The organism is Bradyrhizobium sp. SZCCHNR1098 (assembly GCF_032489375.1).
Classification (GTDB): Bacteria; Pseudomonadota; Alphaproteobacteria; order Rhizobiales; family Xanthobacteraceae; genus Bradyrhizobium.
In genome coordinates this window covers 800075-814375 of record NZ_JAUEXY010000001.1, presented here as the reverse complement: position 1 = coordinate 814375, position 14301 = coordinate 800075, and the positions used below count along the sequence as shown (strand labels likewise).

Here is a 14301-nt window from a genome sequence, read left to right as displayed (position 1 = left end):
GCCGTGAACTACTTCTTCGACGCGGAGTAACGCGCCTTGGTCTCTGCGTTCATCGGATAGAGACCCGGCAGCACCGCGCCCTTGTTCACCTCGTCGACGATCCAGGCCTCCATGCGTTCCTGCTCGGGGCCCTCGGCGAGCACGTGATCGAGCATCGCCTGCGGGATCAGCACCGCACCGTCCTGGTCGGCCACGACGACGTCGTTCGGGAACACGGCCACACCGCCGCAGCCGATCGCCTCGCCCCAACCGACGAAGGTCAGGCCGGCGACCGAGGGCGGAGCAGCGTAGCCGTCGCACCATACCGGAAGCCCGGTGCCGAGCACGCCTTCGAGGTCACGCACCACGCCGTCGGTGATCAGCGCGGTGACGCCGCGCTTGACCATGCGGGCACAGAGGATGTCGCCGAAGATGCCGGCGTCCTTGACGCCCATCGCATCGACCACGGCGATGCAGCCTTCGGGCATGGCCTCGATCGCGGTGCGGGTCGAGATCGGCGACGACCAGGATTCCGGCGTCGCCAGATCCTCGCGCGCCGGCACGAAGCGGAGCGTGAAGGCGGGACCGACCAGCCGCTTCTGTCCCGGGCGCAGCGGCTTGGCGCCGCGCAGCCAGACATTGCGCAACCCCTTCTTCAGCAAGACCGTCGTGATGGTCGCGGTTGTGACTTGAGACAGGGTGGCGATGGCTTCGGGGGTGAGGGACATCTTGAGACTGGCGCTCCAAACAGGCTGGCGGAAAAAGCAGGCGCATCTTGCGAGCGACGAAGGCGGCGTCAAGGGCATGCTCGGTGCGTCCAGCGCATGCGGGGCTTGCGCCCATCCGATAAAGTCTTCTTATCGCCGAACATCCGATTAATTTATTGAATTTTCGAGACTTTTTGCCTTTGACCCAATTCCACTTGCGATCGAAACGAGCTAGATCAGGGACCATCAACGCGGATCAATTCGGACTCATGGCCGATCCCTTTCCACCTCCCCGCCTGCTGCCCAGCGGTGACAGCGCCGTCACCGTCGAGTTCAGCCGGACGATCGACGAGATCGCCAACCGCCGCGTCCTGGCGCTCGACCATGCAGTGGCAGCGGCCGGGATCGAGGGCATCACGGAGACGGTGCCGACCTATCGTTCGCTGCTCGTGCACTATGATGCTGACGTCATCGACCACGACACGCTCGGGGCAAGGCTGTTGGCGCTGTCGGCCGGGTCGCTCGCGCCGGACAGCGAGGTCAGGCGCTGGCGGGTTCCTGTCTGCTATGGCGGAGAGAATGGCATCGACCTCGAGGATGTCGCGAAGGCGTTGAGTCTCACGCCGGACGAAGTCGTCGCGCGCCATATCGCCAGAACTTATCGCGTCGCAATGATCGGCTTTACCCCCGGCTGGTCCTATTTGTCCGGTCTCGATCCCACGCTGCAGATGTCGCGCCGCCAGAATCCGCGGCTCTCGACGCCGGCAGGCATCATCGCCATCGGCGGCATCCAGACCGGCATCCAATGCCTTGCGGGCCCCTGCGGCTGGCACCTGATCGGCCGCACCGCGATGCGGACGTTTCAACTGCATCGCGACCCGACCTTCCTGCTCGAGCCCGGCGACGAGGTCAGCTTCTACGCCGTTGACGCGAAGACCTTCACCGAGCAGGAGCGCGCCGCCGAGGGCGGCGAGCTCATCGCCGAGCGGATCGCCGCATGAGCACGCTCGTCGTCTCACAGATCGGCCCGGCAAGCTCGGTCCAGGATGGCGGGCGTTTCGGCGCGCAGCGCTACGGGCTGACACCGTCCGGTGCAATGGACAAGCTGGCGCTGGCGGCAGCCAACAGCCTCGTCGGCAATGAGCCGATGGCGGCTGCGATCGAGATCGGCCCGTTCGGCGCGACCTTCACGGCGAAGGGCGGCGCGGTGCGCGTGGCGCTCGCGGGCGCGCAACGACCGGCGGATGTTGCCAAGCGGCAGGTCGAGATCAACACGTCGGTGACGCTGAACGACGGAGAGGAACTCACGCTCGGCTTTGCTCGCGGCGGCTCCTTCACCTATCTCGCCGTCGAAGGCGGCATCGCCGGCGAACCGATGTTCAACAGTCTCTCGGTGAATGCACGCGCTGGACTTGGCAGTCCCTACCCGCGGCCGCTCCAGGCCGGCGACGTGTTCGAGGTCGCACCCGCCGGCGACGCGCCGGAACTGCGGATCGATCTGCCGAAAATTAGCGGCGCGATTCGAGTCGTCATGGGGCCGCAGGACGACGAGTTCAGCGACGAGATGAAAGCGCTGTTCCTCGGCAGCGACTGGATGGTCTCGGCGACCAGCGACCGCATGGGCTATCGGCTCGAGGGGCCGCAGATCCGCCACCTGCACGGTCACAACATCGTCTCGGACGGCACCGTGGACGGCAGCATCCAGGTGCCCGGCAATGGTTCGCCGATCGTGCTGATGTCGGACCGCGGCACCAGCGGCGGCTATCCGAAGATCGCGACCGTCATCACAGCCGATTTCGGCCGCCTGGCGCAGACGCCCGCCGGCACGCCGTTCCGCTTCAAGGCGGTGAGCATGGCCGAGGCGCAGGCCGAGCTGCGCCGCTATAAGGGCCTGTTGCGCAGCCTGCCCGGCCGCGTCACCGCGATCGCGAGCAGCGACTTCAACGTCGATGCGCTGCTCACGGCCAATGTGGCCGGTCATGCCGTCAGCGCAACCGACGCCACCACCTGGCCCGAAGTGACTCTCGATTAACCTGATCGCATCTCACGCTGCTTCGGACCCATCAACGAGCGGACCCTGACATGACCAGCACCGTCGATCTGAACTGCGACCTCGGAGAGAGTTTTGGCCCGTGGGAAATGGGCAATGACGCCGCCATGATCGAGCTGGCGACATCGGTCAACGTCGCCTGCGGCTTTCATGCCGGTGACGCCGACATCATGCGGCGGACGGTCGAGATGGCGAAGGCCAAAGGCGTCAGCGTCGGCGCGCATCCCGGCTATCGCGATCTGCATGGTTTCGGTCGGCGTCCGATGCCGGGGCTGAAATCATCGGAGATCGAGAACCTCGTAGCCTATCAGATCGGCGCCCTGCAGGCGATCGCCACCGCGGCCGGTCACAAGGTCACGCATGTGAAGGCACACGGCGCGCTGTCCAATGTCGCCTGCGAGGACGAGATGACGGCGAACGCCATCGCCAAGGCGATCAAGGCCATCGATCCCACCCTGATCTTCGTCGTGCTCGCCAACTCCAAGCTGGTGACAGCTGGCGAGAAGGCCAATCTGAGGATGGCTCACGAGGTGTTTGCCGATCGCGCCTATGGCGACGATGGGCTGTTGGTGTCGCGCAGCAAGCCCGGCGCGGTGCTGCACGAGCCCAAGCAGATCGCGGAGCGCGTCGTGCGAATGGTTCAGGACGGCGCCGTGATTTCAGTGAGCGGCAAGGTCATGAAGATGCGCACCGACACCGTTTGCATCCACGGCGATACAGCCGGCGCCGTCGAGATCGCACGCGAGGTTCGCAGGGCACTCGACGCGGCCGCCATCACGGTCGCGCCGTTCAAGAGGTGATGAGAATCAGAACGGATGCGTGAAAGACGTGCCCAGGGTGATCGCGGCAATCAGCGCCATCGCGCTGTAGAAGGCAACTAGCGCGACGGTTGCGCCGCGCTCGCGAATGGCGCGGGCCTGGGGCATGTGTCGCAGGGGCGTCGATATCGTCCGCATGGCCGGTCTCCTGAAGTTCCGGCCATGAGAAAAGCGTTCCCGCGGCCGGGTGCAAGGCAACCGGCGAAATAACGACAAGCCCCCTGTTTCGGGTCCGCTTGGAACCAAAAAATTCTCGATCGGTGTTCCGACCGAGAAATATTCTCCATCGGGTTCCGGCTCAGTAGACGTCGAGCTGGAACCGGCCCTTCTTCTTGAGGTCCGCAACGAAGCTGACGGCCTCATCCGTGGACCGGGCACCAAACTGGGCGACGATGTCGACCAGGGCGCGCTCGACGTCCTTGGCCATGCGCTTGGCGTCGCCGCAGATGTAAAGGTGGGCGCCGTCGGCGAGCCAGGTCCACACCTCGCGGCCGACCTCGCGCATGCGGTCCTGGACGTAGAACTTCTTGTCGCCGTCGCGCGACCACGCCAGCGACAGCCGCGTCAAGAGGCCCGCGGTCTTCATGGCGTTGAGCTCGTCGGCGTAGAAGAAGTCGCAGTCGCTGCGCTGATGGCCGAAGAACAGCCAGTTCTTGCCCGGCGCGCCGGTCGCCCTGCGATCGAGCAGGAAGGCGCGGAACGGCGCAACGCCGGTGCCGGGGCCGACCATGATGATCGGCGTCTTGGGATCGGCCGGCAGCGCGAAGCCATGCGCCTTCTGCACATAGACACGCAGCTTGTCGCCGGGATTGATCCTCTCGGCCAGGAACGTCGAGGCGAGGCCCAGCCGCTTGCGCTTCCCGATGACGTAGCGGACGCAGTCGACCGTCAGCGACAACTTGCCGGGCGTGGCATTGTGCGACGACGAGATCGAGTAGAGCCGCGGCTGCAGCGGCTCCAGTGCCTCGACGAAGGCTTCGGGATGCGGCCGGACACCGGAGAACTTCTGCAGCACCGCCATCACATCGAGCGTCGCCGCATCGCCATCGGGATCCTCGCCCTGCGCCAGCTGCCGCGCCTTCTCGCGGGTCGCGCCGCCGGTGACGAAGGAGATCAGCTCGAACAGCGAATCCGGTGCCGGCGACAGCGAGACATCCTCCAAGAGGCACTGCCGCAGCGGCTTTCCCTTCACCTCGGTCATGTGCGAGGCGCCGAGCAGCGCGATGATCTGGTCGACCAGGCCGAGATCATTCTTGGCGAAGATGCCGAAGGAATCGCCGACGACGTAGTCGAGCCCGCTCTCTCCCAGATCAAACTCGATGTGCCAGGTCTCTTTCTCCGAGCCCGGCTTGTTGAGCAGGCGCCGCGACAGGAACGTCGCCTCGACCGGATTGTCGCGCGAGCGGCCGGGCTCGCTGACGACGACGGAGACGGTGGCCGGCGCAGCAGCAGCGGGCTTGGCGGCCGCCGGAGCCGTGTCGATCTCCTCGTAAAGAGCCTTCAGCATCCGCGCGGTTTCTTTGCCACCGGGGACGCACAGATTCAGCCGCGCCTCGCTGCGAGCGGCGATCGCATCCGAATAGTCGTTGCAATTGTAGCCACATTGGCCGCAGTCCTGCTGCGCCATGGCTGCCATCATGCGCCGGCGCAGCGGACGACCCTCGGCCAGCTTCATGCGTTCGGCGATCGGCATGGTCTGATCGTGCCATGGCGCCCCGCCGTCATCACCGTCGCCTGCGGGCGCGAGCACAGCGCCGTTCTGCGCCGGCGACAATGCTGTCGAGCCGTCTAGACCGAGCGCTCCGGCCAGGAAGCCGTTGAGCCACGAGCGCTGCGCTTCGGAAAATGGCGCCGTCGGAGGAATGATATCGATGTTGGGCATGGGCGTGATCTGGTTCATGCTGACACCTGCGACGAGGTCTGGGCTTCGGCGAGATTGCGCAGCGCTTCGCCGTCGTGACGGCGTGCGAACGACAGGAAGGTCTCTTCGGGCGAGGCGCGATGGGCGAGATAGGCCTTGAGCAGCTTCTCGACGGTTACAGGCGCATCCGCCGCCTTGAGGTCGCGATAGACCTCGCGGCCGATATCGGCCTGAGGGCCGAAACCACCCCCGGCGAACAGATGATAGCCTTCGACCGTGTCGTCGCCGTCACCAACCGGCACCTTTGCCGCGATCAAGCCGATGTCGCTGATGTAGTGCTGGGCGCAGGAGTGATGACAGCCGGTGAGATGAATGTTCAGCGGCGTGTCGACGTCCACCCTGCTCTCGCACCAGTCGCCGATCTCGGCCGCATGTTTCTTGGTGTTGGATGCTGCGAACTTGCAGCCGGCGTTGCCTGTGCAGGCGATCAGTCCGGCGCGGATGTGCGAGGCCTTGACCGACAGTCCGATCTGCTCGACCGCGGCGCAGGCCAGCGCGACCTTGTCGTCGCGGACGCCCGATAACAGCAGGTTCTGCCACACCGTGAGCCGGATCTCGCCGTCGCCGAGATCCGCTGCGATTCTGGCAAGCGCGCGCATCTGATCCGTGGTCAGCTTGCCCAGCGGCAGCACGACGCCAATCCAGTTCAGCCCCTGCTGCTTCTGCTGGTGCACGCCGACATGGGCCATGCGGTCGGAGTCGGGTCGCGGCTCGAGCGCCTCGTCCGGCACGCGCGCAAGCTTGCGGCCGAGCCTCGTCTCGACGGCTTCCATGAACTTGTCGTGCCCCATGTTGTCGAGCACATATTTGAGCCGCGCCTTGAGACGATTGGTGCGGTCGCCGGTCTCGATAAAGAGCCGCACGATGGCGTCAGCCACCTCGGTCGCCCGCTCCGGCTCGACGATGATGCCGGTCGACTTGGCAAAATCCTTGTGTCCCGTAATGCCGCCGAGGCCGAGTCTGAACCACACGCCGGGCGCAACCCCAAATCCGTCCTTCACCTCGACCGCCGAGAACGCAATGTCGTTGGTGTCCTCGAGCGCCGCGATCTGCCCGGCACCGTCGAAAGCGACGTTGAACTTGCGTGGCAGGCCGTACAGCGAGCGGTCGTTGAGGATGTGGAAATGCCATTCGCGCGCATGGGGCCGCGTATCCAGCAATTCCTGCGGATCGATGCCGGCGGTCGGCGTTCCCGTTACGTTGCGGATGTTGTCGGCGCCGGAGCCGCGCGCGGTCAGACCGAGATCCGAAAGTCCCTCCAGCAGCATGACCGCGTGCCTGGGTGGGATTTCGCGCAGTTGCAGGTTTGCCCGCGTGGTGACGTGGCTGTAGGGACCGCAAAGCTCGTCGGCGAGATCGGCGAGGCCGGTCAACTGCCAATGCTTCAGGATGCCGTTGGGGATGCGCAGACGGCACATGTAGGAGTCCTGCGCCGGAGCGACGTGAAACAGGCCGTAGTAGCGCCAACGGAAATTGTCGGCCGTGGATGGCGCGGTATCGTTGCGCGCCTGCTCCTTCAGCCGTTCGTAGGCATCGAACGGATGTCCTTCGCGTTTGACCTTTTCCTGGTCGGCGAGCTTCCGTCCCGACGCGATCACCTTGTCCTGCGCCTTGATGTGGATGGCGTCCGGACCGGTCGGCTCGCTTGCTGTCGCCGCGCCACCCTGGCCGCGTCCTGCGAGCGTGACCTTGAGGCCCGCGGCCAACCCTTCAAGGTAGCGCTTCTGCTCGTCGTTGAAGTCGACTGACAACGATTCGATTTTCATGATGGCGGACGAAGCTCCAGCGGCCACGGCGATTGGCGTTCGGGAATGGGATGAGGATCGCATCGTCCGACCGGCCGATATGGCCTGATTCAGGTGAGCGATCCGACCAGCTTCGTTGCTGCGGAAATCCGACATGGATTGCAGTCAGCGGCGTCTGCGGCGGCCGACTGCACCGCAACATTCAAGTTGCGTGCCAGCGGCACAAATCAAGAAAAAGCGTGAAGAATCAGGTCGCTACCCGAACCGATGAAGGCGCGTTGTCAGGCTCAAGCCCCGAAATACGGGCACGCCGCCCAAAAATTGGTCGGCGGCGCTCGGTGCCCGGACCCTGATCGGAGCGGTGGATCAGGCCGTCCAGCGGCCGATCTTGAATGCCTTGAGATGGCCGATCACGTCGTCCACCGCAAAAGGCGGACCAGCGAACGCGCCGATGGCGGCATCCGTGCCGACCGCGGCCGTGCCCATCGCCGCGTCGTAGATATCCGGCCGGAACACGCCCATGGCGGTGCCCAGGGCTTCATTGCTGAGGGGAGTCTGGCCCCACCGCACCATCTGGGCATACAGCCATGCCGCCTGGATCTTCTCGGGCCGTCCCGCTTCTTCCCGGCCCACCAGCAGATAGCGCGAGCTTTCGCGGAAGGTGCCATCCGGCGAGATCTTGAGGCGGCCGTCCAGCGTACGCTGGAGCACCTCCGCATCGACGCCGATCCGCTCCGGCTGGGCCAGGATACGCGCGGCCTCCCCATGGTTCTGCTCGATGAAATCGGCGGCCTTCGCGCAGGCGCGGACCAGGCCGGCGAGGGCGCCGGGATTTTTGTCAGCCCAGCTCTGCCTGACCGCCAGCACCTTTTCGGCCGCGCGCACCAGCACGTCAGACACGAAGTGGAGAATATGGCCGATGCCGAGATCGACCGCGATCGAGTTCCACGGTGCTCCGACGCAGAACGCATCGACGTGACCGTTGGCGATGCTCTCCACCATGTAGGGCGGCGGCAGCACCACGAGGCGGACGTCCTCATCGGGGTCAACGCCGCCTGCGGCCATCCAGAACCGCAACTGATAGTTGTGGGTCGAGAACGGAAACGTCATGCCGAAAGTCAGCGGCTCGGCGCCGACCTTGCGCCGTTCAGCGACGACGCGCGCCAGGGCCAGCGCCGTCGCCATCGGATCGAAACGATCACCCTCGAGGTGGGCCATGATTGCCGCATGCAGCGCCGGCGTCACGGTGATCGCGTTGCCGTTCACGCCGAGATTGAACGGCGCGACGATCGGAACCTTGACGTGGCCGATACCAAGACTGGACGCAATGGCCACCGGTGCCAGCAGATGCGCGGCATCGAACAGGCCAATGTTGAGCTTGTCGCGGACGTTCGACCAGGAGACCTCGCGGACGAGGGTGACGTCGAGCCCCTCCGCGGCCGTGAAGCCCTTATCGACGGCGACGATCAGCGCCGCGGCATCGACCAGCGGAATGAAGCCAATGCGAAGCGGGCCAGTCATTTCAACATCTCCGAGGCGGTCAGGATCGATTGTGCGATCTCGCCGATCTTCTTCTTTTCGCGCATGGCTGTGGAGCGCAACAGCACGTAGGCTTCCTCTTCGGTGAAGCCCTTCATCTTCATCAGAATGCCCTTGGCGCGGTCGATCACCTTGCGGTCCTCGAGCGCGGACTTGGCGCGCTCCAGCTCGTCCTGAAGCTTGGAGAACGCATTGAAGCGGGAGATGCAGAGGTCGAGGATCGGCTTGATCCGCTCCTTCTTCAGGCCATCAACGATGTAGGCGGAGACGCCCGCCTCCACCGAGGCCTGGATCGAGGCGGCGTCGCTCTGGTCCACGAACATCGCGATCGGCCGGCGGACGGCGCGGCTGACCTGGAACATCTGCTCCAGCACGTCGCGGCTCGGGTTCTCCAGGTCGATGACGATGACGTCCGGATCCAGGGCATAGATGCGCGCCAGAAGACCCTGCATCTCGCTGACATGCACGACGCCGGTAAAGCCCGCTTCCCGCAAGCCCTCCTCCAGGATGGCCGCGCGGATCGGGCTTTCGTCGACGATCACGATTTTAGGCGATTGCTCGGCGCTCATCGATCACCAGGTTGTCCGGGCCCTCACCCATAGCATGGACGTGGCCGCGTCAAAGCCTTGTCTTTCTGGGCAATTCGGACTAGCTGACGCCTATCTCATCAGGCAGTTCCAAGATGCAGCAGGGTTCGGCGCCCAAGATCAGCTTTGTTTCGCTCGGATGTCCCAAGGCCTTGGTCGATTCCGAGCGCATCATCACGCGTCTCCGCGCCGAGGGCTACGAGCTTGCCCGGAAGCATGACGGCGCCGACGTCGTCATCGTCAACACCTGCGGGTTCCTGGACAGTGCCAAGCAGGAATCGCTGTCGGCGATCGGCTCGGCCATGGCCGAGAACGGCAAGGTCATCGTCACCGGCTGCATGGGCGCCGAGCCGGAGCAGATCGAGCAGGCCTATCCCGGCGTACTGTCGATCACCGGCCCGCAGCAGTATGAGAGTGTGCTGGACGCGGTCCACCGCGCGTCGCCGCCTGCGCACAACCCTCATCTCGACCTGGTTCCTCCGCAGGGCATCAAGCTTACGCCCCGGCACTACGCCTATCTGAAGATCTCCGAAGGTTGCAACAACCGCTGCACCTTCTGCATCATCCCGAAGCTGCGTGGCGATCTGGTGTCGCGCCCCGCGGCCGACGTGCTGCGCGAGGCCGAGCGGCTGGTCGCAGCCGGGGTCAAGGAGCTCCTGGTCATTTCGCAGGACACCTCGGCCTATGGGCTGGACCTGAAATATGCCGAAAGCGCCTGGAAGGACCGCAGCGTCCGGGCGCGCTTCCTCGATCTGGCGCGCGAGCTCGGCGAACTCGGAGCCTGGGTCCGGCTGCATTACGTCTACCCCTACCCGCATGTCGACGAGGTGATTGGCCTCATGACAGACGGTAAGATATTGCCTTATCTCGACATCCCATTCCAGCATGCCAGCCCGAACGTCCTGAAGGCGATGCGCCGCCCGGCGGCGCAGGACAAGACGCTGGACCGGATCAAAGCCTGGCGGACAGCCTGCCCCGACCTTGCGCTGCGCTCGACCTTCATCGTCGGATTCCCCGGCGAGACGGACGCGGATTTCGCCTATCTGCTGGACTGGCTGGATGAGGCCGAGATCGATCGGCTCGGATGCTTCAAATACGAGCCGGTGGCCGGCGCGACATCCAACGCCCTGCCCGACCAAGTCCCGGACGCCGTCAAGCAGGAGCGCTGGGACGCCCTGATGGCCCGCCAGCAGAAGATCTCGGCACGCCGGCTCAAGCGCAAGGTTGGAACGCGTCAGCAGGTGATCATCGACGAGGTCGGGCCGAGCGTCGCCAAGGGCCGCACCAAGGCTGATGCCCCTGACATCGATGGCGCCGTCTATCTGTCCAGCCGCCGGCCGCTGCGTGTCGGCGAGATCGTCACGGTCAAGATCGAGCGTGCCGACGAATACGACCTGCACGGCACGGTCGCGGGTTTCTAGCGCGGCTCTGTCGCGTCTCGGGCCACCGTCGGGAACTCGCGGGAATTGCAGAATGGGCGTGTCAACGCGCCCTGGACCTGCGGACCGCCCCTCAGTGCGAGGAGCCCGTGGTGCGAACCGACCAGAGCTTCAGCAGGCGAAGCGCCTCGTCCTGCTTCAGTTCGAGATATTTGTTCTTGAGCTTGGTCAGCTCGTCGGGAGGCGTTGCACCTGAAACGAACCGGCTATCGAGGATCGCGGCAACCGTGACCCAGCTCAGTCCAGCGGCCTTGCACGGCACGAGAATGCCGTCGCTGCGCAAGCTCTGCATCAGCGGCCGCACCAGCTCGATGCTGCATTTCGCGAGCTCCGCGATGGCCGCGATCGTCTCGCCGTAGCGCCGCTGACGGGCAAATTCCAGCAGCGCGGCCTCGGTCAGCTTTCCGCCCTGCTTCAGCTGGCCAACCGCCACCTTGGAGCTGCCACCATCGCGGTTTCGCGACATGTCGCGCTCGGCGTCGAGCGTGGCCGCTGAAATGGCGCTGCGGATTTCCTCGTAGAGATGCGGCGGCGCCGACGCGAGCAGCCGCGCCCTCACCGCCTCCGTCGCGCGCTGCAACAGGGTCCTGCGCAAGGCTGCCGGCAGATCGGCGCGGATGCCGGCCGCGACCGTGAGCTCCGCATCTCCAGCCGCCTGTGCCACGATGGCGGCGAATCCGGCGGGAGACACCCGCGCCCCGGGATTCCTCATCAGTTGGCGGCTCACGCTCGGATAGCGTCGCGCGAGCAGCGCATCGGTAACGATCTCCTGCAGCCACCAGCGCCCGGCGATCGCAATCAGGTGCTTCTCGCCGCGCGTCTGCGCGATCTCGACGAGATCCTCGCTGCTCAGCCGCGGCGATTCCGAAAGCACCGGCCCCGCGACGGCGATGTCGTCATGATAGGCCAGCCGCCGGATCACGCCGGCCGGCGCCTGCGGGATCGGGGCAAGCTGGGCGCTGAGTTCGGCGAGTGCGATCCGGGCACCGACGTCGGCCAGCGCGCGCAGCTCGATGGTGTTGACGAGACGCTCGAAGACGTCGGCAAACAGCGCGTGCTGCTCGATATCCAGGCTGCCGGCCGAGGCGACGAACAGGGCGGCCACCCGCTCGGCCACGCCGGAGCAGCGGTCGGCTGAGCCGGTGGCTATGGCCGCCTGCACTTCTTCGGCGATCGTGAGATGGGGGTTCGACATCGCTCGTCCTGAGCGCTTGCATTTTCAAGCTGCCCGGCAAAGTAAACGCAGCCGCTAAATGTTTGGTAAAGTTGTCACTAAAGCGCGAGACCCGAGATTGGATCGTGCGGCCCTCGCGCCGGCCGGCGCTTCCCTCGCCGCTTCCCGGAGCAGCGGCCCGTATTGCAGCCTGCAGGCCGGCATCTTGACACCGGTTGCGATTTGCCTGTATGGCCGCCGCATGATCTTCAACCGGACCAACCGCCGCGCCGCCGTTTGCCGTCGTCACCGCCGTGACGATGCCGGGGCGCGCCATGTCCGAAGACGTTGCTGATCAGCTAGCTCATCAGCTCCAGGTTTTCGAGAAGGCCGCTCCCGCAAAGGAGCGGCCTTCTCGCTTTTTGGCCCACCGTTTCCCCTGAGCACAGGAGATTGCACATGCTGACCGCCTCCCATCCCTACGACGCTCTGATGGAGATCACGGCGCGTCCGCGTACCGTCTTCGTTCAGGGCAAGGGCTCCTGGCTATGGGACGACGATGGCAAGCGCTATCTGGACTTCATCCAGGGCTGGGCCGTGAACGCGCTCGGCCATGCGCCGCCGGAGCTTGCCAGCGCGCTCACCAACCAGGCGGCGCGCCTGATCACGCCGAGCCCAGCCTATTTCAACGATACCAGCCTGCAACTCGCCAAAGCACTGGTCGACCGCTCGTGCTTCGACCAGGTATTCTTCACAAATTCGGGCGCCGAAGCCAATGAAGGCGCCATCAAGCTCGCGCGCAAATACGGCGCCCTGCGCAAGAACGGCGCGTATGAGATCATCACCTTCGAGGGCGGCTTCCACGGCCGCACCCTGGCGACGATGTCGGCTTCTGGCAAGAAGGCGTTCGAGCCGCTGTTCGAGCCGAAGGTGCCTGGCTTTCCCAAGGCGCGCCTGAACGACATCGGCTCGGTCGAGGCGCTGATCTCCGACCAGACGGTCGCGATCATGCTGGAGCCGATCCAGGGTGAGGCCGGCGTGTGGCCCGCGACGGACAAGTTCCTGCAGCATTTGCGGGCGCTGACCGCCGAGCACGGGCTGCTGCTGATCGTCGACGAGATCCAGACCGGAATGGGCCGCACCGGAAAACTGTTCGGCTATGAGCACGCCGACGTCCTCCCGGACATCATGACCTTGGGCAAGGGCATCGGCGGTGGTGTCCCGCTCGCCGCCCTGCTGGCGACCGACGCGGCGTCTTGTTTCGAGCATGGCGATCAGGGCGGCACCTTCAACGGCAATCCCCTGATGTGCGCGGCGGGACTTGCTGTGCTCGACGTCATCGAGAAGCCGGAGTTTCTCAAGGCTGTCGCGGACAACGGGATCTATCTCGAGAGTGAGTTGCAGCGCATCTCGGCAAGGCACGGCCTGGGCGAAGTACGCGGCCGTGGTCTGTTGCTCGCGCTCGACGTGATCAGGCCGATCGCGCCGGCGATCGTCGCGCATGCCTTCGAGCTCGGCCTGCTGCTGAACGCGCCGCGTCCGGATGCGTTGCGCTTCATGCCGGCGCTCAACGTGACCCGGGACGAAATCGCGGCGATGATCGACACGCTGGATGGCATCCTGACCAAGGTCGGCGCTGCCCGGTGCGTGGCGTAGCGGCTCAGGTCGCGAGGACCGGCGCGGCATTCATCAGTCGAGCCGGCCTTGCGGGATGCGCGTCCGGAGGGGCGCGCGATCGCCGAGAACATGATTGTCGGAGGAGCGGAAGAATGCCGGCGCGAAGACGAGGAGCCACAGCGTCAGGTCTATCGCGTCGCGACGGAGGTTCCCGGACGTCGATTGACCTAGATCAAAGACAGCGCGCCGCCTGACCAACGATCTTTGCGGAGCCAAACACCTGCGGTCCGATGACATACGTTATATCCTTGTGGATATAGCGTTGTACGGGATGTGATCAGCTCGGAGGGACGAGGCTTGCCGGACCAAGCTGATGATCATTCCGCCGACAACGACGTCGGTACGACACAAGGAGATACGAGAATGGCGAGAGACAATCTGGCTCGGGCACTACCCGTCACGGACGCCACGAGCCACATCGCCCCCGCTGCCGCCACCGAAGAGGTTTTGATTCACGTCCGCTTCTTTCCGAACTCGGACATCAACTCGATCGGCGAGAAGCCGGCCGGGCTCACCGCGAACGAATGGTACGAGCGGCTGCTCGAGATGGCACGTCCGCACTATCGGACGTTCGCCGGCGGCCGCGGCTTCTTCCGCATCCCCCGCTCCTGCTTCGACGCGATCCTGAAAGGCGTTGCTGCCTGACGTCGGCTCTCTCCGGATGAGGCAGCGGGCGTCCTCTCTGC

At 65.2% G+C, this 14301-nt stretch carries 13 protein-coding genes; 6 read left to right on the top strand and 7 right to left on the bottom strand.

The genetic code is table 11. From position 1 onward, the window contains the following. Positions 1-8: 8 nt before the first annotated feature. The gene (locus QX135_RS03735; RefSeq protein WP_315737930.1) at positions 9-707 is read right to left on the bottom strand and encodes a ribonuclease activity regulator RraA; all 699 of its coding nucleotides are present in this window, start codon (positions 705-707) and stop codon (positions 9-11) included. A gap of 248 nt (positions 708-955) precedes the next feature. Between QX135_RS03735 and pxpB the strand changes: the two genes are divergently transcribed. The 3 genes from pxpB to QX135_RS03720 are packed head-to-tail and all read left to right on the top strand — an operon-like array spanning position 956 to position 3536. Then, positions 956-1687 (top strand): 5-oxoprolinase subunit PxpB, encoded by a 732-nt coding sequence (pxpB, locus tag QX135_RS03730; RefSeq protein WP_316178287.1) that lies wholly within the window; start codon positions 956-958, stop codon positions 1685-1687. Beyond that, positions 1684-2718: a biotin-dependent carboxyltransferase family protein gene (locus QX135_RS03725; protein WP_316178289.1), complete on the top strand. Its 1035-nt coding sequence runs from the start codon at positions 1684-1686 to the stop codon at positions 2716-2718. Before pxpB ends, QX135_RS03725 begins: the two co-directional genes overlap by 4 nt. A 50-nt stretch (positions 2719-2768) precedes the next feature. Beyond that, complete coding sequence (locus QX135_RS03720) at positions 2769-3536, top strand: 5-oxoprolinase subunit PxpA (RefSeq protein ID WP_316178291.1); 768 nt, start codon at positions 2769-2771, stop codon at positions 3534-3536. 6 nt (positions 3537-3542) lie between these two features. On the opposite strand, the gene QX135_RS03715 is transcribed toward QX135_RS03720, so the two are convergent. The 5 genes from QX135_RS03715 to QX135_RS03695 all read right to left on the bottom strand — a co-directional run bounded on the left by QX135_RS03715 (position 3543) and on the right by QX135_RS03695 (position 9328). After that, positions 3543-3692 carry a hypothetical protein gene (locus QX135_RS03715; protein WP_315774743.1) on the bottom strand — a complete coding sequence of 50 codons (150 nt, stop codon included), beginning with the start codon at positions 3690-3692 and terminating at the stop codon, positions 3543-3545. A gap of 160 nt (positions 3693-3852) precedes the next feature. Beyond that, complete coding sequence (locus QX135_RS03710; RefSeq protein ID WP_316178295.1) at positions 3853-5454, bottom strand: sulfite reductase subunit alpha; 1602 nt, start codon at positions 5452-5454, stop codon at positions 3853-3855. Continuing rightward, positions 5451-7241, bottom strand: coding sequence for a NirA family protein (locus tag QX135_RS03705; RefSeq protein WP_316178297.1), 1791 nt, complete (start codon positions 7239-7241; stop codon positions 5451-5453). The genes QX135_RS03710 and QX135_RS03705 overlap by 4 nt, the downstream gene beginning before the upstream one ends. A 345-nt stretch (positions 7242-7586) precedes the next feature. Continuing rightward, on the bottom strand, positions 7587-8741 hold the full coding sequence (locus tag QX135_RS03700) for a CmpA/NrtA family ABC transporter substrate-binding protein (protein WP_316178299.1): 1155 nt from the start codon (positions 8739-8741) through the stop codon (positions 7587-7589). Next, entirely contained in the window at positions 8738-9328 is a 591-nt protein-coding gene (locus QX135_RS03695) for an ANTAR domain-containing response regulator (protein WP_012044202.1), read from the bottom strand. Before QX135_RS03695 ends, QX135_RS03700 begins: the two co-directional genes overlap by 4 nt. A 113-nt stretch (positions 9329-9441) precedes the next feature. Between QX135_RS03695 and rimO the strand changes: the two genes are divergently transcribed. After that, complete coding sequence (gene rimO / locus QX135_RS03690) at positions 9442-10767, top strand: 30S ribosomal protein S12 methylthiotransferase RimO (protein ID WP_315785398.1); 1326 nt, start codon at positions 9442-9444, stop codon at positions 10765-10767. A 91-nt stretch (positions 10768-10858) separates the two neighbouring features. Here the strand turns inward: rimO and QX135_RS03685 are convergent, their stop codons facing one another. Continuing rightward, on the bottom strand, positions 10859-11980 hold the full coding sequence (locus QX135_RS03685; protein ID WP_316178302.1) for a DUF2336 domain-containing protein: 1122 nt from the start codon (positions 11978-11980) through the stop codon (positions 10859-10861). A gap of 417 nt (positions 11981-12397) precedes the next feature. Between QX135_RS03685 and QX135_RS03680 the strand changes: the two genes are divergently transcribed. Both QX135_RS03680 and QX135_RS03675 read left to right on the top strand, forming a co-directional pair. Then, positions 12398-13594: an acetylornithine transaminase gene (locus tag QX135_RS03680; protein WP_316160222.1), complete on the top strand. Its 1197-nt coding sequence runs from the start codon at positions 12398-12400 to the stop codon at positions 13592-13594. A 384-nt stretch (positions 13595-13978) separates the two neighbouring features. Continuing rightward, positions 13979-14260, top strand: coding sequence for a hypothetical protein (locus QX135_RS03675; protein WP_315772105.1), 282 nt, complete (start codon positions 13979-13981; stop codon positions 14258-14260). The last annotated feature ends 41 nt before the right edge of the window (positions 14261-14301 follow it).

Excerpts from the sequence above, each read along its gene's own strand:
- QX135_RS03735 (WP_315737930.1), bottom strand. The coding sequence starts at position 707 with ATGTCCCTCACCCCCGAAGCCATCGCCACCCTGTCTCAAGTCACAACC.
- pxpB (WP_316178287.1), top strand. The coding sequence starts at position 956 with ATGGCCGATCCCTTTCCACCTCCCCGCCTGCTGCCCAGCGGTGACAGC.
- QX135_RS03725 (WP_316178289.1), top strand. The coding sequence starts at position 1,684 with ATGAGCACGCTCGTCGTCTCACAGATCGGCCCGGCAAGCTCGGTCCAG.
- QX135_RS03720 (WP_316178291.1), top strand. The coding sequence starts at position 2,769 with ATGACCAGCACCGTCGATCTGAACTGCGACCTCGGAGAGAGTTTTGGC.
- QX135_RS03715 (WP_315774743.1), bottom strand. The coding sequence starts at position 3,692 with ATGCGGACGATATCGACGCCCCTGCGACACATGCCCCAGGCCCGCGCC.
- QX135_RS03710 (WP_316178295.1), bottom strand. The coding sequence starts at position 5,454 with ATGAACCAGATCACGCCCATGCCCAACATCGATATCATTCCTCCGACG.
- QX135_RS03705 (WP_316178297.1), bottom strand. The coding sequence starts at position 7,241 with ATGAAAATCGAATCGTTGTCAGTCGACTTCAACGACGAGCAGAAGCGC.
- QX135_RS03700 (WP_316178299.1), bottom strand. The coding sequence starts at position 8,741 with ATGACTGGCCCGCTTCGCATTGGCTTCATTCCGCTGGTCGATGCCGCG.
- QX135_RS03695 (WP_012044202.1), bottom strand. The coding sequence starts at position 9,328 with ATGAGCGCCGAGCAATCGCCTAAAATCGTGATCGTCGACGAAAGCCCG.
- rimO (WP_315785398.1), top strand. The coding sequence starts at position 9,442 with ATGCAGCAGGGTTCGGCGCCCAAGATCAGCTTTGTTTCGCTCGGATGT.
- QX135_RS03685 (WP_316178302.1), bottom strand. The coding sequence starts at position 11,980 with ATGTCGAACCCCCATCTCACGATCGCCGAAGAAGTGCAGGCGGCCATA.
- QX135_RS03680 (WP_316160222.1), top strand. The coding sequence starts at position 12,398 with ATGCTGACCGCCTCCCATCCCTACGACGCTCTGATGGAGATCACGGCG.
- QX135_RS03675 (WP_315772105.1), top strand. The coding sequence starts at position 13,979 with ATGGCGAGAGACAATCTGGCTCGGGCACTACCCGTCACGGACGCCACG.